This window comes from uncultured Psychrobacter sp., assembly GCF_947500265.1.
GTDB lineage: Bacteria > Pseudomonadota > Gammaproteobacteria > Pseudomonadales > Moraxellaceae > Psychrobacter.
Genome location: NZ_CANMRN010000003.1, coordinates 84121 through 110819 on the forward strand (window position 1 = coordinate 84121; position 26699 = coordinate 110819).

The 26699-nt window shown below is 45.3% G+C and carries 17 protein-coding genes; 5 read left to right on the forward strand and 12 right to left on the reverse strand.

Annotated elements, in window-relative coordinates; genetic code table 11:
* The first annotated feature begins 139 nt into the window (after positions 1 to 139).
* The 3 genes from Q0788_RS05305 (at position 140) to Q0788_RS05315 (ending at position 4358) form a co-directional block, all read left to right on the forward strand.
* Positions 140 to 2620: a YgiQ family radical SAM protein gene (locus tag Q0788_RS05305; RefSeq protein WP_298808485.1), complete on the forward strand. Its 2481-nt coding sequence runs from the start codon at positions 140 to 142 to the stop codon at positions 2618 to 2620.
* Positions 2621 to 2947: 327 nt separating this feature from the next.
* The gene (locus Q0788_RS05310; RefSeq protein WP_101204281.1) at positions 2948 to 3358 is read left to right on the forward strand and encodes a hypothetical protein; all 411 of its coding nucleotides are present in this window, start codon (positions 2948 to 2950) and stop codon (positions 3356 to 3358) included.
* A gap of 436 nt (positions 3359 to 3794) precedes the next feature.
* Positions 3795 to 4358, forward strand: a complete 564-nt coding sequence (locus Q0788_RS05315; protein WP_298808487.1) for a hypothetical protein — start codon at positions 3795 to 3797, stop codon at positions 4356 to 4358.
* 55 nt (positions 4359 to 4413) lie between these two features.
* Here the strand turns inward: Q0788_RS05315 and Q0788_RS05320 are convergent, their stop codons facing one another.
* The 6 genes from Q0788_RS05320 to Q0788_RS05345 form a co-directional block, all read right to left on the reverse strand.
* Positions 4414 to 6045 carry a hypothetical protein gene (locus tag Q0788_RS05320; protein ID WP_298808489.1) on the reverse strand — a complete coding sequence of 544 codons (1632 nt, stop codon included), beginning with the start codon at positions 6043 to 6045 and terminating at the stop codon, positions 4414 to 4416.
* A gap of 3 nt (positions 6046 to 6048) precedes the next feature.
* A complete protein-coding gene (ligA, locus tag Q0788_RS05325; protein WP_298808491.1) occupies positions 6049 to 8172 on the reverse strand; it encodes an NAD-dependent DNA ligase LigA in 2124 nt (707 codons plus the stop codon).
* A 244-nt stretch (positions 8173 to 8416) separates the two neighbouring features.
* Complete coding sequence (locus tag Q0788_RS05330; RefSeq protein WP_298808493.1) at positions 8417 to 9433, reverse strand: cell division protein ZipA C-terminal FtsZ-binding domain-containing protein; 1017 nt, start codon at positions 9431 to 9433, stop codon at positions 8417 to 8419.
* A gap of 215 nt (positions 9434 to 9648) precedes the next feature.
* On the reverse strand, positions 9649 to 13587 hold the full coding sequence (locus Q0788_RS05335; protein ID WP_298808495.1) for an AAA family ATPase: 3939 nt from the start codon (positions 13585 to 13587) through the stop codon (positions 9649 to 9651).
* A 66-nt stretch (positions 13588 to 13653) separates the two neighbouring features.
* Positions 13654 to 14595: a hypothetical protein gene (locus Q0788_RS05340; protein ID WP_298808497.1), complete on the reverse strand. Its 942-nt coding sequence runs from the start codon at positions 14593 to 14595 to the stop codon at positions 13654 to 13656.
* 51 nt (positions 14596 to 14646) lie between these two features.
* On the reverse strand, positions 14647 to 15450 hold the full coding sequence (locus Q0788_RS05345; RefSeq protein WP_193834220.1) for a sulfite exporter TauE/SafE family protein: 804 nt from the start codon (positions 15448 to 15450) through the stop codon (positions 14647 to 14649).
* A 175-nt stretch (positions 15451 to 15625) separates the two neighbouring features.
* Here Q0788_RS05345 and Q0788_RS05350 point away from each other — a divergent pair, with 175 nt between their 5' ends.
* Positions 15626 to 16567: a biotin--[acetyl-CoA-carboxylase] ligase gene (locus Q0788_RS05350; RefSeq protein ID WP_298808499.1), complete on the forward strand. Its 942-nt coding sequence runs from the start codon at positions 15626 to 15628 to the stop codon at positions 16565 to 16567.
* Between the two features lie 59 nt (positions 16568 to 16626).
* A complete protein-coding gene (locus tag Q0788_RS05355) occupies positions 16627 to 17355 on the forward strand; it encodes a pantothenate kinase (protein ID WP_298808501.1) in 729 nt (242 codons plus the stop codon).
* A 122-nt stretch (positions 17356 to 17477) separates the two neighbouring features.
* Here the strand turns inward: Q0788_RS05355 and Q0788_RS05360 are convergent, their stop codons facing one another.
* The 6 genes from Q0788_RS05360 to Q0788_RS05385 form a co-directional block, all read right to left on the reverse strand.
* Complete coding sequence (locus Q0788_RS05360) at positions 17478 to 18665, reverse strand: isovaleryl-CoA dehydrogenase (RefSeq protein ID WP_298808503.1); 1188 nt, start codon at positions 18663 to 18665, stop codon at positions 17478 to 17480.
* A gap of 214 nt (positions 18666 to 18879) precedes the next feature.
* On the reverse strand, positions 18880 to 19800 hold the full coding sequence (locus Q0788_RS05365; RefSeq protein ID WP_298808504.1) for a hydroxymethylglutaryl-CoA lyase: 921 nt from the start codon (positions 19798 to 19800) through the stop codon (positions 18880 to 18882).
* Positions 19801 to 19859: 59 nt separating this feature from the next.
* On the reverse strand, positions 19860 to 21959 hold the full coding sequence (locus tag Q0788_RS05370) for an acetyl/propionyl/methylcrotonyl-CoA carboxylase subunit alpha (RefSeq protein ID WP_298808506.1): 2100 nt from the start codon (positions 21957 to 21959) through the stop codon (positions 19860 to 19862).
* A 77-nt stretch (positions 21960 to 22036) separates the two neighbouring features.
* Entirely contained in the window at positions 22037 to 22846 is an 810-nt protein-coding gene (locus Q0788_RS05375) for an enoyl-CoA hydratase/isomerase family protein (RefSeq protein WP_298808507.1), read from the reverse strand.
* A gap of 166 nt (positions 22847 to 23012) precedes the next feature.
* Positions 23013 to 24623 carry a carboxyl transferase domain-containing protein gene (locus tag Q0788_RS05380; RefSeq protein WP_298808509.1) on the reverse strand — a complete coding sequence of 537 codons (1611 nt, stop codon included), beginning with the start codon at positions 24621 to 24623 and terminating at the stop codon, positions 23013 to 23015.
* Between the two features lie 240 nt (positions 24624 to 24863).
* On the reverse strand, positions 24864 to 26639 hold the full coding sequence (locus tag Q0788_RS05385; RefSeq protein ID WP_238050806.1) for an AMP-binding protein: 1776 nt from the start codon (positions 26637 to 26639) through the stop codon (positions 24864 to 24866).
* Positions 26640 to 26699: the final 60 nt, after the last annotated feature.

Here is a 26699-nt window from a genome sequence, read left to right on the forward strand (position 1 = left end):
CTTACCTTGCTATTATAAAATCTCTTTTTTACATAATGAAAGCAATTCATGTTAAAATGAGCGCTTTTAAATGAGCCGTTGTTAATGAATAACGATAACGGCTTTTTTAGTGCCATTTTTCTAATGAACAGGTCCGCTCATGTCTGCCGATACCATCGCCCGCACCGCCTTTAAACAAGGCACCAAACCTCTTTATGACTACGACAAACATTGGGCGAGCTGCTACGAGCCTGCGCCTTATTTGCCGATGAGCCGTAAAGAAATGGATGAGCTTGGCTGGGATGCCTGTGATGTCATCATCATCTCAGGCGATGCTTATGTCGACCACCCAAGCTTTGGCATGGCGATTATCGGTCGTTTATTAGAAGCGCAAGGCTTTCGCGTCGGTATCATTGCCCAGCCAGATTGGAAAAGCAAAGATGCCTTTATGGAGCTTGGTAAACCGGTTTACGCGTATGGCGTGACCGCTGGCAACATGGATAGCATGATTAACCGCTATACCGCTGACCGTAAAATCCGTAGCGATGATGCCTATTCGCCCGGTAACGTGGCTGACAAGCGTCCTGACCGCGCCGCGATCGTTTATAGCCAACGTTGCCGCGAAGCTTATCCTGATGTGCCGATTATTTTGGGCGGCATCGAAGGCAGCTTACGCCGTATCGCTCATTATGATTATTGGTCAGACAAAGTCCGCCGTAGTATCTTGATGGATGCGCGCGCTGATGTCTTGTTATATGGCAATGCTGAGCGTGCCATCGTCGATGTGGTGCATGGTTTATCAAAAGGTTACACCTTTGAACAAATGAGCAGTTTGCGCGGTACGGCGTACTTATTGACCCCGACCCGCCGTCATTGGCAAGCGGGCATGACCGAGGTTGCTAGCAATGATGTCGATACCGTTGGCCGCGTTGATCCCATTATTAATCCGTATGTCATGACTGAAGACGTTGATCAATGCTCAATCGAGCAAGATAAGACTAGCCCCTCACCCGTTGGACAAGCTACGTCAGCAATGACAGGCATGTCAGCCCAATATGCGAAACAGTATCAAGGCTTTGTCGCCGAACCCGTGACCAATAAAGTCTTAAATGCTGAGCAAGTCGATGAAGATACGCAAGTGGTGCAAATGCGCGGCTTTGATAAGCCAATGACCGCACGTAAACACAAGCTAAAAATGCCACCACGTGAAAAGACAGTGATTCGTCTGCCGGACTATGAGCATGTCAAATCTGACCCTGTGCTTTATGCTCATGCAAGTCGTATCCTGCATTTAGAGACCAATCCGGGTAACGCCCGTGCGCTTGTACAGCGTCATAGCAGCGGTGCTGGTAATTCGCATACTTCTATCGACGTTTGGCTCAATCCACCACCAGTACCACTCTCGACAGAAGAGATGGATTATGTGTTTGACCTGCCGTATGCACGCTTGCCGCATCCAAGCTACGGCGATGCGCGTATCCCTGCTTATGACATGATCAAATTTTCGGTCAATATCATGCGCGGCTGTTTTGGTGGTTGTACCTTCTGCTCGATCACTGAGCATGAAGGCCGTATTATCCAGAGCCGTTCAGAAGATTCAATCTTGCGTGAAGTAGAAGCGATTCGCGATACCGCACCGAACTTTACTGGCGTGATATCTGACCTTGGTGGCCCAACAGCCAATATGTATCGCCTCAGCTGTAAAGACGAAACGATTGAAAAGAACTGCCGTAAGCCATCTTGTGTCTATCCTGATGTCTGTGAAAACCTGATTACTGATCACAGTAACTTGACCAAGCTATATCGCAAAGCGCGTGATATCAAAGGCGTGAAAAAAATCCTGATTGCTTCAGGCTTACGTTATGACTTGGCAGTGAAAGATCCTGAATACGTTAAAGAATTAGTCAGTCATCACGTCGGTGGTTACCTCAAGATTGCTCCTGAGCACTCTGAAGAAGGCGTGCTATCGAAGATGATGAAACCTGGCATGGGCAGCTATGATCAATTCAAAGCCATGTTTGAGCAATTCAGCCAAGAAGCTGGCAAAGAGCAATATCTGATTCCTTACTTCATCGCCGCCCATCCGGGTACCAAAGATGAAGATATGATGAACCTTGCCCTTTGGCTCAAAAGTAATGGCTACCGTGCTGACCAAGTACAGGCGTTTTATCCAAGCCCAATGGCGACCGCGACTACCATGTATCACACACACAAAGATCCGCTACATAAGGTCAGCCGTGATGAAGGTGACATGGATATCGTCAAGTCTGGCAAGCAGCGCAAACTGCATAAAGCATTCTTACGCTACCATGATCCAAAAAACTGGGTATTACTACGTAAAGCGCTACAAGACATGGGTCGTAGTGACTTGATTGGTAAAAACCGTGGTTGTTTGATTCCACCATTTAACGCCAGTTTAGAAGGGCGTGATGCCGCGCAAGATACTTATCAGTCAGCGCGCAAAAAGAATAGCCGTGTTGGCAATGACTCAGTGAAGCGTAGTAATGGCTCGTCAAACAACAGTGTGTCAGCTAAAGGTGCAGCAGGTAAAAATACTGTCGGTAAAAACAGTAAAAAGAAAGTCAGCAAAGGCAATTTCCAGACTCAGCATACTGGTCTGCCACCACGTAAAACCAAGTAGTGTCATAGCAAATAGTGTTCATAGTATAAAAATACATGCTCAAGATAGAGTGTGTTAAGTAAAACAAAAAAGCGTCTATCAGCCACTCGTTGATAGACGCTTTTTTATGCGCTAATTTTATAATCGCACATTTCAAACTAGTACTGCTTACTTTTCACCCTGTCGCAAATTACAAGTTACATTAGACAGCGGTTGGGTAACGAAGCTAACAGGTAACGAACAATTTCTAACACTGAAATGGTTCGTTTTCGCTACTATAACCCTCATATGCTAAACGCATCATTAAGAACAAGTAAATGACATTAGTAAAAAGCTTTGGAGAGCACTATGAAAATGATAACTAAAATTGCGACTACCCTACCAGTTCTTGCCCTATTGAGCGCTTGTGCGACTACCGCACCAACTACCCCAGATGCAACTGATACGCCAGTTCCAGAAAAAGTAACCGCTGCCTATGATCGTATGGCGCCAGCACCGTACACCTGTACCGATGACAGCAAAATCATGGCAAAGCAATCTATCAATAAAGAACAAGTGATGCTCAACGTCACCCTACCAAAAGTAAAATGGGCCGAGCAGCCAATCATTCTAAACGGTAAAGTGAAAGGCGAAGTTGCAAGCTATGTAAACGATTCAAACCCAGAAGTCGTCTATGCATGGCACATGAAAGGTGACAAAGGTATCTTTGCGATGAAATGGGCTGACGGTAAAGAATACCAAGTAAACTGCCAAATCTAACCAGCTAGAGATACGCTCATATCGTAATAGACAAATAGTCGTAATAGATAAAAAGCAGTCATTATATGGTGGCTGCTTTTTTATGCGTGTTTGTTTGATACGTGTATAAAGGTGGCTATAAAAAAAAGTATCAGGTAGATAGTTGTATAGTCAGTTCAATATAATTTCGACACAAGGAAACCGAGTGTAAGTTATACATTAGTATGCTTAGCGAGGATGACGATGTAGCGGATTTATATAGACTTGACTATATAATTGATTCAATTTAAAAGTAGTATAAGGCAGCCGAGTGCAGATATAACTGTGATACTGCAAGCGAGGCTAACGCTATCATTCTTTTATAGAGGATTAGACTATATCAAAACTTCCCATCTGATGTATTTCGCTAGAGAAGCACAAAGAAAGCTGTCAAAATAGCAGATAGAGCGAATCAATTATGACCAACAATCAAAAGGGTAACTCGATGGCAAAGCATCTAATAAATATGATGGTAATTGCAACGGCAAGTATGTGGGCGCTAACAGGCTGCGACAACGCTACCGATTCCGTCGAGGCCACTGAGCAAACTGCGGAGACAGCAGCAGATCCATCTGCATCGACAGCCGATACCATTGACTGGTCACTGGTAGATAGCGGTGCAAAGCCTGCTGACCCTACCAACTATAAGTATCCGTTTGCCATCGATAGTCAAAACGTCCGAGATTATGCAGATTACTTCAAAGTGGACGCTGCGACCGCTCAGCATAACCTGACGGTGAGTATGGCAAGTAACGAAGCACTATCGAAAGCCTTGGATCAACTCAGCGAAACCTATGTCTCACACGAGCTAACCGATGGCAATGAGATGACGCTTATCATTCATACCACGCCTGATGTCGCTGCCAGTCGCTATGATTATGTGCTGTCTGATGACTTTGCCAAAGGGCTGGTGCTACCTATCGTAATTCAGCCAGATGGTAAGAAAGGTGATGTGAAAGCACATGGGGAGATGGTTGAGTAGAAGTTAATAGTTCATAGCGTGTGTTTTGACTTATATGACACACGCTACTATTTTATTACGAAGTCTGGCGGTAAGGATTGTTTGAGGGTTCGATTTTAATCTTTTTACCCATATTATTTTTACCACATAATAGCTTAGCAAAATAAGGCTCATAGTAGCTGGCGGCAGGAGCAATGTAGATTTTGTCTAAATGCACTTTTACCTCTGGTTCGTACTCCACATATAGAAACTTGCCAAAGTCCATTTGCACTTTAGGGTCATCAAGTGACGTGATATATACTATGCGGCATTCTTGCTCTTCTTGGAAAGCTGAATGCTTAATCAAATATTTTAAAGGTAGAATAATCATCTCTAAGAAGCTATCTATCTCGTTCATATCTTCTTCACTCATACCTTTCAAACTGCCCTTTGCTTCAATAATATCTCTATAAATTTTCTTTAGCTCTGCAAACGCTTCTTTGAAACTATCGGTTTTTTGTTCGATATATTTTTTATACTCATTCCATTCGGACGCAGCTTTGGTTGTACTACTGCCTTCTAAAATATCATCACCAAACTCTCGAAAAAATGTTAAGCGGTTGCGCTGAGCTAAGTGGATATAGTCAGAAGTAGGATCAATATATACACATCTCATCACTGGCTGTTCTTTAATTTTTTCTACAGGCTTTTTAATATCTCTTCGTTTAGATGACTCATCAGTGATTCTCTGAATAGAAGCCGTATCAATTTTCTGCAAATTATCTTCTAATGCTACGTAAGATAGTCCTGCAACAGAATTATGCTTTTGAAAGAAATTTTGATTGAATACTAAACTAATTCCAGAAGCCTCCTTATTGTCTTGTTTACCATACAATCTAAACTGATTTAAACTGTCATGGTTAAAAGTAAAACAACCAATAAAGGCATGTAGCTTTTCATCGAAGTCTGGCGCATAAAATGAAGTTTCTTTTACTCCTTTCAGATGATTTGAAAGCAATTGACCTTCACTCGGATCGTTGACGTTATTAATAGTATTTATACGAAACGGACTTGGGTATCTTTTTTCTTTGTCTACGTCTAATAGCTTTTCTGTTGTGTATGTACCAGTATAATGAGCCAACTTTCTTTCGGGAGCCTTGTCAGTATCTGGTAATTGGCTAAAATCCAATTTTAAAATATTAACTATTAATAATGTTTGATCTAAAAGCTTTATAAAATTTTTACCCAAGGTTTCAGTTTCAGAATCAAGGAGAAAGCTATTTATTTTCTTATAACAATATGTTTCATAAAGATATGTATCGTTGATCAAGCTAAATAATTTTATAGACTTTCCATACTCGTTCTTTTCTAAATAATCCTTCGCAAAATTAAAAACATATTCACTCGCAATTGTAGTCACCCATGAATTTCTTTTGAATAATTCAATGATAATTTCATAAGCTTCATCTAAATTACCTTTAAAATAATATTTTACTATTGCTATATTCATTTGAGCTAGTTCATAATATCCCTTACCATCACTCTCTTTCATGTTTTCTAATACATCTAATGCTAAGGCATACTTCTTAACGCCTAGTAAACAGTCATATATCTTAAATTGAGCTTGTGCAAAAACTTCCCCTCTGTTTTGCTCACGCGTGATTTTCAACAACTCTTCAATTTTTTTGCGAGTTTCTTCGTCCAAGCCCTCTAAATCATCAATATTCATACCCTACTCCCCAACCATCGCCAAAAACTCTTCCTCACCCACGATTTTAACGCCCAATTTTTCCGCTTTGGTCAGTTTAGAGCCAGCCTTATCACCTGCCAGTAGGGCAGTAGTTTTTGCCGAGATGCTGCCTGAGACTTTTGCACCCAGCGCTTGTAGTTTGGCTTTGGCTTCATCACGTGCCATGCTATCGAGCGCACCTGTAATGACCCACGTTTGCCCATCGAGTGGTAGACCTTCTGATGCGACCTGCTCGACCTTATCCCAGTGCACGCCAGCTTCAAGCAACGAATTAATCACTTCGATATTGTTCGGCGCACGGAAGAATTTATAGGTCAGCTCGGCGGTAATTTCTCCGACATCTGGCGTTTTTATCAAAGTCTCAATACTGGCTGCCATCAGACTATCTAAGTCACCAAACTGCTGAGCAAAGTTCTGCGCCGTACCTTCACCGACACCGCGTATACCAAGTGCATAGATAAAGCGAGCCAATGTCGTATGCTTGCTGGCTTCGATAGCGTTGATGATATTTTGTACCGATTTTTCACCCAGTTTCTCAAAGGTGACCATCTCATCTGCATGATTGTGCAACTGATAGATATCAGCGACCGTTTTGACCAGACCATGCTCAAAGAAGCTAATGAGCCAACTGGCACCAAGCCCATCGATATCCATCGCACGGCGTGAGACAAAATGAATAAGCGCTTCCTGCTGCTGAGCTGGGCAAAATAGTCCACCCGTACAGCGTGCCAATGCTTCATCTTCAGGCAGCACGACAGGAGAGTCGCAGACAGGGCAAGTAGAAGGTAGCGTTACTGGCATGCTATCAGCTGGGCGCTGATCGTGCCAGACACGAGTGACTTTTGGGATGACATCGCCCGCCCGATGGACGCTGACCGTGTCGCCTGCGCGCACATCTAAACGCTGAATCTCGCCAAAGTTATGCAAAGTGACATTGCTGACAGTAACGCCGCCGACTTTGACAGGTTCGAGCTTACCGACTGGTGTGATTTGACCCGTACGGCCGACTTGCCACTCGATATCATTGAGACGCGTCATTACCGTTTCGGCAGGGAATTTATAGGCAGTCGCCCAGCGTGGCTCGCGTGATAGGTAGCCAAGCTGCTGCTGTAGAGCAAGGCTGTTTACCTTAATCACCATGCCATCGATTTCAAATGGCAGATCGCTACGACCTTCTATCACTGACTCATAATAGGTCTGCGCGGCGCGTGGATTTGCGACCACTTCTACGGCGCTGACCGTAAATCCAAGCTCGGTAAGCCATGCCAACGCCCCTGACTGAGTGTCGATAGTATTTGGCAATCCTTGATTGACCGAATAGCCATAGAATGCCAGTGGACGACTGGCTGCTATCGCTGGATCTAGCTGACGTAAGCTACCAGCGGCAGCATTGCGCGGATTGGCAAAGGTTTTGCCCTCATTCTCTTCTGCCAATCGATTAAGACGCTCAAATCCTGCCTTTGGCATCAATACCTCACCGCGCACTTCTAACAGTTCAATATCAGCTGCATCGGCTATCCATAGTGGCAAGTTACGAATGGTTTTAGCATTTTGGGTAATATCTTCACCCGTCTGCCCATCACCGCGCGTGACCGCTTGGACAAATTTTCCGTGCTCATACTTCAGTGAGACGGCCAGTCCGTCAAGCTTTAGCTCCATCTCATATTCAGGGTTTTGCTGCGAGTCGCTGAGACGATCATTGACACGGCGCATAAAATCGCGCAAATCATCATATTCAAAGACGTTGCCTAACGATAGCATGGGAATATCGTGAGTGACTTGGGTAAAGGCCGATAGCGGCATATCACCGACTTGATTGATTGGGCTATCTGGCTGCACCAAATCTGGATATTCTTCTTCAATCTCAAGCAACGAGCGACGCAACTGGTCGTATTCACTGTCTTCTAGAATCGGATTGTCCAGCACATAATAAGCATAGTTATGCGTCTTAATCGCTTCAATAAGCGCACGCATTTTTGAGACAATCTCTGCACTATTATTGGTACTGCTATCGGTTGGACTGGGTATATTAGATGTCGCAGGTGCTTGGTTTTCTACTTGAGCAGATAGGTTTTTAGAATTATTTGGTGAGGTAGAGTCAGTCATAGTCGGCGTCTTTTTTGCAATTCAAGATGTCGATATGATAACAAGTTTGTAGGAAGCTCGGTATAGTCAATCCTATATAAATCAGATACTGTGTCAGGCTCGCTCAGTCTACTATCTATGGTTAGAATTTTGCAGAAACTAAATCCCATTAAAAAAGGCAAATAACGTTAATCGCTATTTGCCCTTTTTATGATTTCTGATATTAAGCAGCTTTTAACTTTCGTAGCTTTCGGCTTTTAAACCGTTAACCCTCATAATCACGAACTTGGTTACGTAGTTGCTGCTTGTATTCAGGCGTGATTGGTTCGTTCTCTTCATCAAGCATAATCGCGTCAAGGTCGCTTGCCATCATATAAGCAATGCTCATCATGCTATCGAAGCTGCGCACGGCTTGTGGATGTGGTAATGACAAGAACACCACCACGCCGTTATAAGTGTTGGTCGCGACACTATGCGGATCAAACGGCGCGATACCGCTATCAGTGATGCCCATCATACTAAACCACAACATACCCGTACCGTCTTTTTGCTCGTAGCGATGGAACATATTCATCGCACCATAGCGTAGACCGTATTTATCAATCAATGCTAACAGATCACGACCACGGATAATCGCCGCTGGACGGTCACGATATTGGTGCGGCAAGATGGTGATATTGATATTGTCTTTGGCATTAATAAGTGGGCCGTTTTGCGCATCATCACCTGACTCTGATAGATGCTGATCCAGTATCGGGCTGTTGTCATCGAAGCTTGGCTCTTCTGCCGTATCAATGGTTGGCATCAGGCTATCGGTCGCTGACATTAGGCTAGAGAACGCATCAGGCTCTTGCTCGATATGCATCTGATCGGCGACTTCTACAAACTCAGCACTATCGGCACGGCGTTGCTCTTCTTGCCAGCGCGCGTAGTCGGCTTCATCGATGACGTCATGATCATCAGTTGCTACATGGTGACGCTCAGCCGTTAGTTGCGCGTCAACGTTGGTATGCGCTTGCGTCAATGGCTCTTCTTCAACCACAGCATCCAAGTAGCTACGATCTGGACCGATGCTCGTCTCGCCTGCGACTGTATCATCGAGATCTGGCTGATCGACGATGTTGCGCTCGTGACGCGGTATGATCGGAATACCATTTTTATCATAATTGACCGCAGCAGCTTCGGTAGCACCGCGGCGCTTAAAGCTACGAATGACCATAAACAGCCCTGCGAGCACGATAAACGCGGCAATGGCAATCAATATAAACTGAATAACGGTCATGATAAATACATCCTAGTATATATAACAAAAGGGAATACACAAACGAGCATAAATGGCAATATTCTAGCATGGCTGACCTATATCGTCACCACATTGTGTACTTTATAACCAGTATGCTGGACTGAGGTCAAGCTTATTTGCATTTATGCCAATTGATTGATTATATTTGCATCGCGCTGATTCTCATAGCACTTTTAGTGTCGGCTATTTTACGCTTAGCTCTCTACGTAACGCGCAGCTTCATCGAGCGACACACTGACGAGTGTAGAAATGCCCGCACTTGGCATGGTAATACCTTTTAGCTCATCAGCAATTTGCATCGTCAGTTTATTATGACTGATAAAAATAAACTGTAAATCATCTGCTAGCTCATGAATGAGACTGGTAAAGCGCGCAACGTTTGCATCATCAAGCGGTGCATCGACCTCGTCAAGCACACAGAACGGTGCAGGATGCTGCTTAAATATCGCAAAAATCAAACTCAGCGCTGTAAGGGTTTTTTCACCGCCCGATAATACCGCTAAGCGACTATTACGTTTGCCCTTCGGCTGCGCCATCAAGGTAAGCCCTGCCCGCCATTGTTCCGACTTTGGCGTATTGGCTGGCATCTCGTCAGTGTTCAACGTCAGGCTAGCTTGTCCACCGCCAAAGACTTTGGCAAATAAATTGGCCAGCTCATTATTGACCGCATCAAGCGTCTGCATAAACAGCGTCTTGGTCGTCTCATCAATAGAGGCAATCGCTTCAGTCAATGTCTGCATACTGGCCGCGATATCTGCCGTCTGCTGTGCGAGTGGCTCTAGGCGTTCATTCACTTCGGCCAACTCTGCGACCGCTGCCAAATTGACTGGCCCAATCTTGCTCAACTGCTGGGTTAACTTAGCTCGCTCGGACTCTAGCTCAGCGATTTTGTCTGGACGGACACGGCGATCATGAGCGATAAAATCTGCTAGCAGGTTTGAGACGCTCATGCTTTGTTGCGGTTGCTCTGCTTGCGCTTTATATTTATAACTTACACGATAGTAGGCATCTAAAGCGCTCTGCGTGTGTGCGCTAGCATCTTCCAAGCGCGCCGCACTCAGTGCCAGCTCAGTAGCATGATGGGCAAGCTCGTTTTGCTGCATTTGCAATGTATTTTGCAATGTATCAAATGCTGTCTGCTGCTCAGCGTACGTTTGTTTTAGTGCTGTTAGCGCAGTATCACGCTCGTTCAATAGCACTTGCTGCTCATCGCGCGTTACCTGTGCAGACTGTAGCGCTGCTTGTAGCTCCGGCAATTTGGCCTGCTGCTGATCGTGACGCGTCTGTAGACTTTGCTCATTCTCTAACGAGTTGTCGTGTTGCTCAGTCGCACGAGCCAGACTACTAACACTATGCTCCAAGCGCATCTCGTATTGCTGAATACGCAGCTGTAATGCTTGCCACGCGTCATCATCAGCTTGACGCGCACGGTTTAGCTCGCTGCGCTCAGCTTGCAGTTGCTGAGTTGTCGCTCGTGCCTCTGCTATTTGCGGCGTTAGCGTAGCGATCTCGCTTTCAATGTGCTGTTGTTCTTGCTCAAGGGTTTGTTGCTCTTGCGCCAGTTCTTGCTTTTCTTGCTCAAGCGTTGCTTTATCAGCGTTCAGACGCTGGCTATCCGCTTGCAAGCGCTCGGCATTGGCTCGCTCGGTCGTCAGTTGCTGCTGATATTTATGCTTATCACGGGTTAACTGCTCAGCTTGCGCACGCGTCTCTTCTAAGCTAACCATTAACGCATCATAATCGCGCTGATTTTTTGCAATAGATTTTTGCTGATGGTGTATTTTGGTTTCAAACTCATCAAGCAAGTCTTCTAACGCTTGCAAACGAGTGCGCTGCTGCAAACGCTGCGTGAGAAATTGACTGCTGCTATCACTTTGACTATCTTGCGCACCAGCGAATTTGATTAAATTAATCGTTCCATGACGACTGATCAGCCAACCATCTTCGGTAAGTAAAATAGCGGACGATGGTAATGACTTTAGTACATTAGCAAGAGTATCAATCTCATGCTGCTCACTGGTCTCAAACTGCGCTGTATATATATAACATTGCTGCCAAAGCGCTAATGTAGGCTGTTTAATCAACTGCGATAACGGCAATACTTTATCAATCAAACTGTCTGGCAATTCGCTGACAAAATTATGGTCACTGATGCTATTTTGCGCAGTAGGCAACCATAAGCTATGACCCGTCTCTACTAGAGTTTTATCTTTTGCACTGGCAGACGTATTTTGTGCTGTTTGATAAGTTAGTAAATCTGCAACGTCATGCTCAAGAGCTTGCCACAAGCTATCGGCTCTTTGAGAAACGCCAGTAGCATTATTAGCGTCTGATTGTTTAGTTTGATTAGCTTGTTGATTAGCAGCCAGCACATGGCTATCTAGCCACAATGCTAGGATACTATCGAGTAGCGGTGCATACTCCTGCCCCTTCGCACTTAGCTCAATCTGCTCACGTAGCGTTGCAATGGCTAACGGCTGATGATGTATACCATCGTTATCTACATTATCTGTCGCGGTAACTTTCGTATTTGCTGATTGCTGTTGTGTAGGTTTCGGATGCAATATCTGATGCAGTGTATCGTATTCGCCTGCCAGTAGCGCGTGACGCTTTTCATTATTGCTTAGCTCACTCTGTTGTGCGTTTAGTCTCTGCTGCAAACTATGCGCTTGCTGTTGTATCTCTGATAATCGTTCATCGACGGCTTCGTATTGACGCTCAACCTGCTGCAACTGTGTGTTTAGCTCAGTGACTTGCTGTTCTAGCAGTTGACTTAAATCTTGCTCATTATCCGTCTTACTCACATTAGTACGGTCAAATGGCGCTATAGACTGCTGTAATTGCTGCCACAGGTTTTGCCAGTTTTGCTCGCGGCGTTGCCATTTATCATGGCTTTGCTGATGGCGGTTCTGTGCTTGAGCGTTAATAGCTTGCTGCTGCTCAAGCGAACGGGCTTTATCTTGTAAGCGTGACAGATTGTTTTGCGCTTCATGCCACGCGCGTTGTAGTGGCTGCTCATTACGCTTATAGTTATCGCGTTTGTCTGTCAGCTCAATAAGCTGCGGACGTAACGCTTCTAACGCTTGATTCTGCTCAGCTTGTTCAGCGTTGAGCCGTTCGATATCAGCGAGTGATTGCGCACGCTGCTGAGCCAAGCCAGACAGTTGCTGCTCAATAGTAGCTAGCTGTGACTTAGCATCACTTAGCTTATGTTCCGCTTGTTGATAGCCGAGCTGCTGCTGATAGTGAGCGCTTTGGGCATCGTCTTTGAGCCATTGCTCTTGATTGATACGCGCAGTGAGCTTATCTTGCTGAGCTTTGAGCGTGTCGTAGTCAGCTTGTAGTGTCGACACCTCCGTAGCACTACGTTCATGCGCTACTTTCTGCTGTTGATGCGTTTGCTTGGCTTGATAAAGCTGCTGAATGGTGAGCTGCTGCTCGATATCAGCCAGTGTTAAGGCGAGCTCTTCGTAACGCTGCGCACTAGCTGCCTGCTTAGACAGTGTCTTTTGTTGACGCAGTAATTCGCTTTGCATATCGTGCAGGCGAGCTAGATTGTCTTTTGTTTTCTCTAACTTCTTTTGTGTTTCTTCACGGCGAGCCTGATAGCGTGAGACACCTGCCGCCTCTTCAATAAACTCACGCAGCTGCACGGGGCTAGACTCAACGATACGCCCAATCATGCCTTGCTCAATCACCGCATAGCTACGTGCACCCAGTCCCGTACCTAAAAACACATCAACCACATCACGGCGGCGGCAACGCGTACCATTGATAAAATAATCTGAGCGGCCATCCTTATTTACCTGACGGCGAACCGATAACTCTTGGTACAAGTTAAACTCGTGGCGAATACCAGTCTGCTCATCTTGGGTATGCTCAAAAGTCAGCTCGACACTGGCGACGCTTTTGGCTGTCTTATCTTGCGTACCGGCAAAGATAACATCACTCATCGCCCCGCCGCGTAACTGCTTGGCTGAGGTTTCGCCTAGCACCCAGCGAATGGCATCAATCACATTGGATTTGCCACAGCCGTTCGGCCCGACGATGGCGGTGATACCATGACGAAAAGTAAAAGTGGTTGGATTGGCAAAGGATTTGAAGCCTGCCAGCTTTAGAGATTTTAAACGCATGAAGAGTCAATAAACTTAGCAAAAACAGGCGGCTATTCTACCTGAAATTGTGCTGGGTTTTTAGGGTTAAACTGCTAAGTGTATAAACGATTTTGATTCAAGGCTTTGATGGAACCCTCGCAGCAGTTTTTGCTCCACTTGGCAGACGCTATTTTCTGCTAAGTAGCGATTATTAAACTCGATAAAGGCTGCCCAAGAGATACTTGCCACTTCTAAATGATCAACTATTTTTAACAGCTCTGGTCTTAGTAAATGCTGATATTTCCTTGGACGTTTATGACATAGAGCCAGCTCCCGATCTACGAGTGTTTGCTTGTTTTGCTTTAGTGCGTCACCACCGATAAATAACAGCAAAAACTTTGCCCCTTTATCGATAAAGCCCTTTTCTAATAAGTGCTCATACATCAAGCAGTATTTTAGGATTGGGTCTGGGTTTTTCCGACCAGCGAGTTTTAACTCATTGGCTATCAGCACATTCGCCTGATGGTTATAGGCGAGGTTGTCCATATACATTGCTTTTAGCTCTGTACTGTTTTCAAACATGCCGCTATTACCGTGTGTCGACCATGACCCACTTGGCTCGAAGCTAATAAATTTACGATAAAACAAATCCAAGTAGACATCACTGCACAAACTCAAAAAGATATCGAATTCTTTATTTAGATAGTCTTCAGAAAAGAACGTTACGCGACGCACGGCTTCTCTCGCATTACAGATACCCATCGTTTGCGTTGAATACGTCTCTAGCTGCTCAGTTTCATTCATTTTTGTATTGAGCTTTTTGATGACTGATTGCTCAATCTCTTCTATATTTTTATCTTTTAACTCTGGGTGAGTCGCCCACTCAATGATTTGGCGTACGTATTGTTTTTTAGTAATACCTAAAATACGCTGCGGCTCCCATGCCAAAAACTCTACCATATTAGAGAGACCCGTCGTCCATGATAATTGGTCTTTTAGATGATTCATTGAGCCGAAAACACGGCGGTATTTTTCTGCAGCTTTCATACTAATAATTTCTCACGGTTTGCATACTAATTTTATAAAAACTCATTATTACTATAAAACACCCAATCCACTCAATAATAACTGCCCTCCAGCAAATATTAATAACACTCCAAATGCGCGCTTAAGCATCAGCGCAGGTAAGATATGGGCAAGCTTGGCACCGACTTTTGCCATGGCAAAGCTAGCGACTGAAATAAACAAGAACCCTGTGACATGGACAAACCCTATCGTGCCCTCGGGCAGATTGACTACGTCTTGACCGAACCAAGCAAAGCCTGCTGCCCCAGCCAATGCAATTGGTAGACCGCACGCTGCTGACGTGCCGACCGATTGTTTCATCGGCAGCCCTGCCCAGTTCAAGAACGGTACGGTTAGACTGCCGCCGCCAATACCAAAAATGGATGACGCCATCCCAATGCCAGTACCTGCACCAAACTGGATGCCGGCCGATGGTAACGGTTTACCCACCTGCTCTTTATTCGAAAAGAACAGCATTTTTAGAGCAACCAATAGCGCACCGAAACCAATGATAGCCTGTAGCGCTTGCCCATCAATCATATCCGCGATACCAGCGCCGACCAAACTACCGATGACCAATCCAAGCGCCATCTTGCGCCATACTTCCCAGCGCACGCCGCCGCGCTTGTTATGTGCAGTCAGTGAGCTGATTGAGGTCACAACGATGGTCGCCAGTGACGTCCCGATGGCCAAATGGGTGATTACTTCTGGCGAAAAGTCATAAGCGGTAAAAATCCAGACCAAAGCCGGCACGATAATCATGCCACCACCGACGCCAAACAAGCCCGCGCTGACACCGGCAAACGCGCCTGCAATCACAAACCACACATATAACATCATAGAACGAACCTTTTATAATACTGACTGGCGCTATAGTACTCACTAGCGCTTAGGCGTGCTTAATTGTATTTGCCAAATCTCAACGCGACCTTTATGCTGTTTACTCGATACTGTCTGACCGCAACAATCGCTCAGTATATCAAAGTTTCCTTTAACCACATCGACTAAACTTATGCCGCCACTCACTAGTTTTTCTCCCTATTTATCCGAGCTCAATCACCGTCATGTGGCTAGTAGCGCCTCGACCAATAGCGAGCTGATAGAAGCCTTGCAAAACGGGTCGTTAGATGTCGCCACCGTACACGTTTTGACCGCGGAAACCCAAAGCGCAGGTCGTGGACAGCACGGGCGCTCGTGGCAATCACCGCGTGGTAATGTCTATCTGTCGCTATATCATCCTGTGCATATGCCAATCAGTGGCTTGCTATCGCTAATCATTGGTCTTGAGCTGGCAAAAATGCCCGTCATTCAAACGCTGAACGAGCAACTACAAGCACAAGGACTGACGCCAATTGGGGTGAAGTGGGCAAATGACTTGGGGTTTTATCCCACTCAAGAGGCTCATCTTGTACCATCGGATAACGCCGCCGCGAATCAGCGTACACTACCCTTTAATAAACTGGCTGGGATTTTGATAGAGCCAGTGACGAAAGCTGGCAGGCTGGTCGGTGTGGTGCTAGGCATTGGCTTAAACGTACAAGCAGCACCAAAGCTCACCACACAAACGTCTGAAGGTATGAGCTACCAAGCGATTAGCTTACAAGACATTAATGAGAGGCTGCCTTTAGAGTCACGGTCTGCGAGCCTACCAGATCTACCAATGCTCTATCAGCAGATGAGCAAAGCATTGATGGCGGCGATGACACGCTTTGAGCACTTGGGCATAGAACAGCCAACGGGTCATACTTATTATTTGGATAGTTTTTTGGAGCAGTTTGCGATGATGGATGCGCTATCAGGTCTTCGCTTACGCGTCACGCAAGACTATAATAACGAAGAAAAAGTCATAACGGGAATCGCTTGCGGTGTCGACACACATGGCTGTTTGCAATTGCGCCAAGATAGCGGTAAGATTTCTACGCTTTTTACTGGACGCATCGACGTTATTTATTAGGCTTAGACAACTATATTGATGAACACCATCATTAACGAGCACTATATAAAGGGACTTTTATGCTCTGGCTTGATCTTGGAAATACCCGCCTAAAATACTGGCTAACCGATGATATCGGACAAATAGTCGCGCATGATGCTAAGCAGCATTTGCAAGCGCCTGCCGAACTACTTATGGGTCTGACAGATCGTTTTGAGCGTTATGCGCCTGACTTTATTGGTATCTCATCAGTATTGGGTGACAATCTCAATGCCAAAGTATCAGAGACACTCAGTCGTTTGAATATTCCGTTTGAGTTTGTCCATGTCGATGCAGCACATGCGCTGATGAAAAGTGCTTACAATGATCAGCAGCTCGGCTGTGATCGTTGGCTACAGATGCTCGGTGCGGTCGATAAGAAAAAACGTCAATGTGTGATTGGTTGCGGTACAGCAGTGACCATTGATTTGATTGATCATGCTGAGCATTTGGGTGGTTATATCTTTCCCAGCATCTACCTGCAACGTGAATCACTGTTCTCTGGTACTAAGCAAATCACTATCTCGAACGGTACTTTTGATAGCGTCAACCAAGGCTTGACCACTCAAGACGCGGTACATCGCGGTATTTTGCTCTCTATCGTCGGCGCGATTAATGAGATTAGCCATCGTCACCCTAATTTTGAATTGATTATGACAGGTGGTGATGCATCCATTATCTCCCAGCATGTTAATCGCCCAGTGCGCTTACGTGATGATTTATTACTAAATGGTTTGGCAAGATACTTTGATTATCGCAATAAGTCTTAACCGCTTATAGATAATTCGGTTTGACGTTGACATGAAAAAAGCAGCACGTTTTGAACGTGCTGCTTTTTTATTTTACTATCAAAAAATAGCTAACGTATGCTAGCTATTTCCCCAATACTTTCCTATTTGGTCTCGTTAAACAGCTCACGACCGACTAGCATACGACGAATTTCACTGGTACCTGCGCCAATTTCATACAGCTTGGCATCACGCCAGTAGCGACCGAGTGGATACTCATTGGTATAGCCGTTGCCGCCAAATATTTGAATTCCTTCGCCTGCCATCCATGTGGCTTTTTCAGCACACCATAGAATCACACTGGCGCAATCTTTACGCACTTCTCGACTATGACCCTCACCGCGCGCGTCCAACATGTCCAAATTCTTGCCAACGGTGTATAAGAAACTACGACCGGCTTGCAGTATCGTATACATGTCCGCAACTTTACCTTGGATAAGCTGGAACTCACCGATCGCTTGACCAAACTGTTTACGATCGTGGATATAAGGCACAACATTGTCCATCACTGCTTGCATGATACCAATAGGACCTGCAGCCAATACAGCGCGCTCATAATCTAGGCCACTCATCAATACCTTAACGCCTTCATTAAGACCGCCTAAAATATTTTCACTTGGTACTTTTACATTATTAAAAGTCATCTCGCCAGTATGGCTACCACGCATGCCGAGCTTGTCTAGCTTTTGTGCGGTACCAAAGCCTTCCATGCCTTTTTCAACGATAAAGGCCGTCATGCCTTTTGCACCCATTTCAGGATTGGTCTTGGCATAGACCACCATCACGTCCGCATCAGGGCCATTGGTGATCCACATCTTGCTACCGTTCAAAATATAGCTACCGTCTTTTTCTTCTGCTTTTAGCTTCATACTTACCACATCTGAGCCAGCGCCTGTCTCACTCATTGCCAATGCACCGATGAATTCACCGTTGATTAGTTTTGGCAGATATTTCTGCTTTTGTTCTTCAGAGCCATTACGTTTGATTTGGTTAATACATAGATTAGAATGTGCGCCATAGCTCAGTGCTACCGATGCCGAAGCACGGCTAATCTCTTCCATCGCAACCATATGTGCGACGTAGCCCATGTTAGAGCCGCCGTACTCTTCAGGAACGGTAATGCCATGTAGACCGAGGTCACCCATTTTTTGCCATAGATCCATTGGGAATTCATCACTGCTATCAATCTCAGCAGCACGTGGAGCGATCTCGTTTGCTGCAAATTGCTGTACGACATCACGTAGGGCGTCAATATCTTCGCCAAGTTGAAAATTCAATCCAGGTAAACTCATAACCATTCCTTGTTTTTAGTATTTAATTTTCGAATTTTAATCCGTTTTTTAAAGCCAATATAACTGTATTTTTGCTACCGTTTTTAATGTCATAGTCAACTCAATGTGAAACTGTGACAAGGCAACCGAGTGTAGATGTATATCGAATACTTCAAACGAGGTTAACGCTGTCATACCTTCACAGTGGATTGACTATACTATTTAAGACTGACGTTTATTGATGGCGTTTATTAATGATGGCACGTGCCACATTTGAGCCATTTGGTCGCTTTAAAAAATCACTGATACGTTCGCCTGCCACGACCAATTTATCCAAATCGATACCTGTGCTAATACCCATGCCATGCAGCATATACACCACATCTTCGGTCGCGACATTGCCCGTTGCGCCTTTGGCATAAGGACAACCACCTAGGCCAGCGACGGAGGTATCAAACTCACTCACACCCATTTGTAATGCAGCCAGAGTATTGCTTAGCGCTTGGCCATAAGTATCATGAAAATGCCCAGATAGCATAGAGATATCAGCATACTCAAGTGCAGCTTGTAACGCTCGTTGTACTTTGAGCGGTGTGCCCACACCGATCGTATCGGCAATGCCAATTTGTTCTGAACCAATCTCTACCAGACGCTTGGTGACATAAGCTACTTGGCTAGGGTCAATCTCGCCTTCATAGGGGCAGCCAACCGTACAAGAAATCACGCCACGTACCTTGATGCCTTGTGCTTTTGCTGCCGCAGCCACTGGTGCAAAACGTTCGATACTCTCATCGATACTACAATTGATATTTTTTTGACTAAAGGTTTCGCTGGCTGAACCAAAGATGACGATTTCATCCGGGCGATGTACGATAGCATTTTCAAAGCCACGCATATTGGGCACCAGTACCGAGTAGTAAACGTCCGTCTGTCGCGTCGGTGCTAGTGCGTCGAGCAACGCGCTGTTATCACCCATTTGTGGTACCCACTTTGGCGAAACAAAACTGGTCGCTTCCAATTTTTTGACACCCGCCGCAATTAAATCATTAATGAGCGTTTGCTTAACTTCAGTCGGTACCGTCATGGATTCATTTTGTAGTCCATCACGTGGACTGACATCAACAATGGTGACATGGCTTGGATACAAATGGCTCATACTTGTCGTCCTTTTTGTTATTTGCGCTTTGATGAGGCTTTCTTATTAGGCTTCGTCAGCTATGCGCTCTCACTATCGATGCGCAGTAGCTCATCACCATCAGCGACCAAGTCACCTGCTGCAAATAATAGCTCTGCTACCACACCATCTGTCGGTGCGGTAATCGTATGTTCGATTTTCATGGCTTCGATAACGGCAAGTGGTTCGCCTTTTTTCACAGTATCGCCAACCGCTACTTTGAATGCAACCACTTGTCCTGGCATTGGTGATTTCAAACTGCCAACCGCTGCTGTGTCTTCACCCACATGTGCCATCACATCGACAAGCCTAATTTCATCACGACCACCGTCTGTGAATACGTAGACTGTCTCGTTATTTACCCAGCTTTGGGCACTGATACGTGCACCCTCTAACCATAAGGTATGATTGTGCGCGTCACTGCTATCATAGCTGATCTGACCTTCATAAACCGTTTCGGTCTGAGTCGCTACATTGATATTGTTATCATCCTGCGTATTCGCAATTTCTCTTCTAATGACGAGCGTAAAACTACTGAGATTATCGCCGCCTTTTTTGCTATCAGCACAACTCGCATTATGCCAATTACTGATGCGAGCACTGTAGGCTTGCTCATCATAAACCAAGCTAAATGAACGAGTATAATCACTATAAGCACGGAAACCCGTTGGCTTGCTAAACGGATCTGAGCCCTGCATGGTCGCTTCACTCGCAAGCTGCTGCGCAATAGCTGTCACCACAAGCATCGATAATTCAAGAGGATGCTGGTCAAAAAGCTTATCCTGCTCACGCTCTATCAATGCCGTATCAAGATTGGCTTTGCTAAATGAATCGGTATTTAAAATATAACGTAAGAATGCCACGTTGTTTGGCAGACCAACGATACGCGTCTGTGCCAATGCACGATCTAGTCTCGCCAACGCTTGCTCGCGCGTAGGCGCATGGACGATAAGCTTAGCAATCATAGAGTCGTAAAAAGGACTGATCACATCACCCTCACGTACGCCGTCATCGATACGTACATCAGTAATGTTAAAGGTACTATGCTCAGGCTTTTGATAAGTGAATAAAGTTCCTGTCGCTGGCAAAAAATTATTGTCAGGGTTTTCAGCACAGATACGCGCCTCAATAGCATGACCATTAATAGCTAGATCATCTTGCGTTTTCGGTAATGGCTGACCTGCAGCAACCAACAGCTGCCACTCAACCAAATCGACACCCGTAATGGCTTCACTGACTGGATGCTCAACCTGCAAGCGCGTGTTCATTTCCATGAAATAAAAATTCATAGAGTCTTCACGCTGCTCAACGATGAATTCAACCGTACCTGCACCCACGTAATCAACTGCACGTGCAGCTTCGATTGCCGCTGTTCCCATCGCTTCACGCATGGCAGTATCAACACCGGGCGCTGGCGCTTCTTCTAGTACTTTTTGATGGCGACGCTGTACTGAGCAATCACGCTCAAACAGGTGCACATAATTACCATGCGTGTCACCGAATACTTGGATTTCGATATGACGTGGTTTTAGCGCGTATTTTTCAACCAATACTTGATCATTGCCAAAACTGGTAATCGCTTCACGGCGACATGAGTCTAACAAATCAATAAAATCGCTACTTTTTTCAACGATACGCATGCCTTTACCGCCGCCACCTGCACTCGCTTTAATCAAGACAGGATAACCAATAGCATCTGCCTGCTGCTGCAAAAACTGTGCATCTTGGTTATCACCATGATAGCCCGGTATCAGCGGCACGCCAGCCGATTCCATCAAGCGCTTAGACTCAGACTTGCCGCCCATAGCACGGATAGCATCCGCCGATGGACCGATAAACACCAAGCCAGCATCTTGGCAGGCTTGTGCAAAATCTGCGTTCTCACTTAAAAACCCATATCCTGGATGGATTGCTTGGGCGCCAGTCTCAAGCGCTATCGCAATAATAGCATCGCCTTTTAGATAACTGTCTTTCGGTGCCGAACCGCCTAAATAGATAGCTTCATCACAGACAGCCACATGCTTGGCCTCACGATCCGCATCAGAATAAACAGCAACGGTACTGACGCCAAGACGCTTAGCAGTCGCAGCCACTCGGCAAGCAATTTCACCACGGTTGGCGATTAGAATTTTAGAAAACATAACTATCCCTGTGTCTTGTCGTTATTATTTGACGTCTTGTCTATTTGCCCATTTGCCTATCATTGTTCTACTACTAGTTAGTCTGCCATTAACCAATCAGGTTTACGCTTTTGCAAAAACGCTTGCACCCCCTCGCGGCCTTGCTTTGATGAGCGAATATCAGCAATACCTTTGACCGTGTCAGCAATCAGCTCATCTGTAATAGGTGCACCAGCGACATCGTGTAATAGCTGTTTGCAGGTCTTAACTGCGTCAGGGCTATTTTTGACGACCTTATTACAGAACGCAGCCACTTCATCGGCCAGCCACTCTTCGCTAACACGCTCATGGATAAAACCAAGCTGACGCGCCTTTTTGGCATCAAATACTTCAGCACTTAAGAAATAACGCTGCGACGCTCTAGCACCTAGCGCTCGGATAACATAAGGACTGATAGTGGCAGGGGCTAACCCTAACCGCACTTCACTCAGGCAAAAATTAGCAATCTTAACGGCGATAGCCACATCACAAACAGCAACTAAACCCATGCCACCTGCATAAACATCGCCTTGAATAGCCGCAACTGTTGGCTTAGGACATTCATAAATAGTCTTAAGCATTTGCGCCAATTTATCAGCATCCGCTAGATTCTCTTCATAGCTATAGTCCGCCATGGCACGCATCCAATTGAGATCAGCACCTGCACAAAAAGCCTTGCCAGCAGCCGCTAGCACAATGACACGTACCTCATCATCAGCACCAAGCGTATTGAATGCATCGGTTAGCTCAGCAATCATTTCATCGTTAAAAGCATTACGTATCTCAGGACGATTCAACGTCACTGTCGCCACGTGCTGCTCCACTTTAACCAGTAGGCTTTTATAATTCTTATCACTGTCTTTTCGCATAACTTTCTCTATATTTTTTTATGTAAATACTCAAACAAACTCTTGGTCAATCCATAATAATGTTAATACAAGAAAACCAAGTACAAAGACTAAGCGTAGATGTACAAATCGTACTTTAAATGAGGTTAACGTAGTCGTCGCTTATTATGAGAAGACCTTAGAACGCTTACATTCTAAAGACCCCAAAAGTCGTCTCTTCAATCGGCGCGTTATATGCAGCGCTTAGACCTAAAGCTAATACATTACGGGTATCAGCAGGATCAATTACGCCGTCATCCCACATACGTGCGGTAGCATAGTACGGATGACCTTGCTCTTCATACATTTCACGAATCGGCGATTTAAATGCCGCTTCGTCCTCATCGCTCCACGCTTCACCTTTGCGATCAAAGTTATCACGTTTGACCGTTGCCAGTACTGATGCAGCTTGCTCGCCGCCCATGACAGAGATACGGGCATTTGGCCACATCCATAAGAAACGCGGGCTATAAGCACGGCCACACATACCGTAGTTACCAGCGCCGAACGAGCCGCCGACGATGACCGTGAATTTTGGTACTTTGGCATTAGCCACCGCCATTACCATCTTGGCACCATGACGAGCGATACCTTCGTTTTCGTATTTGCGGCCAACCATAAAGCCAGTAATATTCTGCAGGAATACTAATGGGATTTTGCGTTTACAGCACAGTTCGATGAAGTGCGTACCTTTTTGCGCTGACTCACTGAACAAGATACCGTTATTGGCAATAATACCAACAGGTATCCCTTCGATATGAGCAAATCCACAGACCAGCGTCGTACCAAAGCGTGCTTTAAACTCATCAAAGGCACTGTCATCAACGATACGCGCGATGATTTCTCTGATATCAAATGGCTTGCGCTTGTCTGTTGGAATCACACCATATAGTTCTTTTGCATCATAACGCGGCGGACGCGGTGTGATTTGATTAGGAATATTTTTTGCAGGGCGATTTAGGTGACTGACGATATTACGGGCAATCGATAACGCGTGCGTATCATTCTGCGCTAGATGATCAACCACGCCCGACAGTCTAGTATGTACATCACCACCGCCCAAATCTTCTGCCGTGACCTCTTCACCCGTCGCTGCTTTTACCAGTGGTGGACCACCCAAAAAGATAGTACCTTGCTCTTTGACGATAATAGACTCATCGCTCATGGCAGGAACATACGCACCGCCAGCCGTACAGCTACCCATGACCACAGCAATCTGTGGAATGCCTGCCGCACTCAGATTTGCTTGATTAAAAAAGATACGGCCGAAATGCTCTTTATCAGGGAATACATCATCTTGGTTCGGTAAGTTTGCACCACCTGAATCAACCAGATAAACGCATGGCAGATGATTTTCTTGTGCAATCTCTTGAGCACGTAGATGCTTTTTGACCGTCATTGGATAGTACGTGCCGCCTTTTACTGTAGCATCATTACAGACAATCATACATTCGATGCCATTGATACGGCCGATACCCGCAATCACGCCAGCCGCCGGAATCTCTTCGCCATACATATCATGTGCAGCCATCGGTGCCACTTCTAGGAACGGCGTGCCTACATCCAATAAACGCTCGACGCGCTCACGTGGTAACAGCTTACCACGCGCCAGATGCTTGGCTCGTGCGCGCTCTGAGCCACCTTGGGCAACTTTACGCAAGTGTACATACAAGTCATCGACTATCTCTTGCATCGCGGCACTGTTTTGCTGAAAATCGCTTGAGTTTGGACTCAGTTTACTGGTTATGATAGCGCTCATGATATCCCTTTTTTTCTTATACATAGATAGATACGTAGATGTGAGTAGCTTTTTATATAAATGATACTAACTACTATTTTTAAGCGTTGCTCACATATAGTCGATTCAATTTAAAAGTAGTACAAGGCAACCGAGTGCAGATGTATGTGTGATACTTCAAGCGAGGTTAACGCTGTAATACTTTTACAGTGAAATGAATATGGTTAGTCTTTTGTTTTTTAGAGCAGATAAGTAAGCTTACTACAAACCCAGCTCTTCTTTCATTTGCTCAATGATTTTATATTTTTGAATTTTTCCAGTGATAGTCATTGGATATTCAGTCACAAAGCGATAGTAAGTCGGCACTTTATAGTGAGCGATATGCTCGCTACAGAACTCGCGTACTTCTTGTTCAGTTAAGCAGCCAGGCTCTTTTGGAATAATCCACGCCGCAAGTACTTCACCATAACGCTCATCTGGTATACCTACGATTTGCACATCACGAATCTTTGGATGACGATAGAGATAATTTTCAATTTCTACTGGATAGATATTTTCGCCGCCGCGAATCACCATGTCTTTACTACGGCCGACGATTTTTACGTAGCCATCTTCATCCATTGTGGCCAAGTCACCCGTATGCATCCAACCATCTTGGATAGCTTCACGCGTTTTAAAGCGGCTGCCCCAATAGCCTTTCATCACTGAATAGCCTCGTGTAAGCAACTCACCTGTCTCACCCAGCGGGACAATTTCACCTGTTTCTGTATCAACGACTTTCACTTCAAGCGCAGGTTGTACCAGTCCTACCGTCGAGACTTGTTTATCAAGTGGCGTGTGCTCATTGGTCTGGCAAGATACTGGACTGGTCTCTGTCATACCATAAGCAATAGTAACTTCGCTCATGTGCATCTTATCGATGACGCGGCGCATAACTTCAATCGGACAGCTAGAGCCAGCCATGATGCCCGTACGCAAGGTAGACAAATCAAAGTTTTCAAATTCAGGATGGTCAAGCTCTGCGATAAACATCGTTGGCACGCCGTGCAGACCTGTACACTTTTCTTCTTCGACTGCCTGTAAGACGGTTAATGGCTCAAAGCCGTCGTTTGGATATACGATACAACCGCCATGCGTGAGAATCGCTAGATTGCCAAGTACCATGCCAAAGCAATGATACAAAGGTACTGGAATACACAGCCTATCCTCTTCGGTAAGGTTCATGGCCTCACCAATGAAATAGCCATTATTTAAGATATTGCGATGGCTTAAGGTTGCGCCTTTTGGTGTACCTGTCGTACCACTGGTGAACTGTACATTGATAGCATCGGTGTTTTTAAGCTGGGCTTGACGCTCAGCAACACGCGGATCGTTGGCATCGCCCTCGCTCATCCACGCAGAGAATTTTTGCATAAAACCAAAGGTCTCGTCCGACTCTGGCTCATCAATCCAAATGATACGTTCAATCGTTGGAATCTCAACCAAATCAAGCTGAGTGTAGTCTTTGTGGTAAATCTCAGGGCATAGCTCACGGATTAAACTGGCATAGTCACTGGTTTTGAAATGGCGCATCAGTACGAGCGCTGAGCAGCCCAGTTTATTTAAGGCATATTGCAACTCAAAAGTGCGGTAGGCAGGATTGATATTAACGAGGATAACGCCGACTTTTGCCGTGGCCAACTGCATGAGCAACCACTCAGCATTGTTGTGTGACCAAATGCCGATACGATCACCAATCTCTAATCCCATCTCAATCATACTACTGGCTAGCTGGTTGACTTGCTGCTGTAGCTCACGATATGTCCAGCGGATATTTTGATGGCGAACGACCAATGCTTCGCGCTCAGGATATTTGGAGACGATAGCATCAAAAAAGTCACCGATTGTCGCTTCAATCAGCGGTACATCAGGACCTTTATCATAGCTTTGAGTAAGTGGTGCATTGGCTGAGCGTGCGCCCATATTGATACTAGGGATGTTGTTTAAAATAGTGTCGAAGTCAACGTGAGTCGAATCGAAATCAGGAGTTTGAGTCATAACGAGTCCTTTCGTTTTACTTTTTATATTATTTATAAATAGCACTTATTAATAGCCTGC

Bases quoted from the DNA above. Each gene is read 5' to 3' on its own strand.
- Q0788_RS05310 (WP_101204281.1), top strand. From the start codon at position 2,948: ATGAAAATGATAACTAAAATTGCGACTACCCTACCAGTTCTTGCCCTA.
- Q0788_RS05305 (WP_298808485.1), top strand. From the start codon at position 140: ATGTCTGCCGATACCATCGCCCGCACCGCCTTTAAACAAGGCACCAAA.
- Q0788_RS05330 (WP_298808493.1), bottom strand. From the start codon at position 9,433: ATGACCGTTATTCAGTTTATATTGATTGCCATTGCCGCGTTTATCGTG.
- Q0788_RS05375 (WP_298808507.1), bottom strand. From the start codon at position 22,846: ATGCGAAAAGACAGTGATAAGAATTATAAAAGCCTACTGGTTAAAGTG.
- Q0788_RS05350 (WP_298808499.1), top strand. From the start codon at position 15,626: ATGCCGCCACTCACTAGTTTTTCTCCCTATTTATCCGAGCTCAATCAC.
- Q0788_RS05355 (WP_298808501.1), top strand. From the start codon at position 16,627: ATGCTCTGGCTTGATCTTGGAAATACCCGCCTAAAATACTGGCTAACC.
- Q0788_RS05365 (WP_298808504.1), bottom strand. From the start codon at position 19,800: ATGAGCCATTTGTATCCAAGCCATGTCACCATTGTTGATGTCAGTCCA.
- Q0788_RS05385 (WP_238050806.1), bottom strand. From the start codon at position 26,639: ATGACTCAAACTCCTGATTTCGATTCGACTCACGTTGACTTCGACACT.
- Q0788_RS05320 (WP_298808489.1), bottom strand. From the start codon at position 6,045: ATGAATATTGATGATTTAGAGGGCTTGGACGAAGAAACTCGCAAAAAA.
- Q0788_RS05370 (WP_298808506.1), bottom strand. From the start codon at position 21,959: ATGTTTTCTAAAATTCTAATCGCCAACCGTGGTGAAATTGCTTGCCGA.
- Q0788_RS05380 (WP_298808509.1), bottom strand. From the start codon at position 24,623: ATGAGCGCTATCATAACCAGTAAACTGAGTCCAAACTCAAGCGATTTT.
- Q0788_RS05345 (WP_193834220.1), bottom strand. From the start codon at position 15,450: ATGTTATATGTGTGGTTTGTGATTGCAGGCGCGTTTGCCGGTGTCAGC.
- Q0788_RS05335 (WP_298808495.1), bottom strand. From the start codon at position 13,587: ATGCGTTTAAAATCTCTAAAGCTGGCAGGCTTCAAATCCTTTGCCAAT.
- Q0788_RS05340 (WP_298808497.1), bottom strand. From the start codon at position 14,595: ATGAAAGCTGCAGAAAAATACCGCCGTGTTTTCGGCTCAATGAATCAT.
- Q0788_RS05315 (WP_298808487.1), top strand. From the start codon at position 3,795: ATGACCAACAATCAAAAGGGTAACTCGATGGCAAAGCATCTAATAAAT.
- Q0788_RS05360 (WP_298808503.1), bottom strand. From the start codon at position 18,665: ATGAGTTTACCTGGATTGAATTTTCAACTTGGCGAAGATATTGACGCC.
- ligA (WP_298808491.1), bottom strand. From the start codon at position 8,172: ATGACTGACTCTACCTCACCAAATAATTCTAAAAACCTATCTGCTCAA.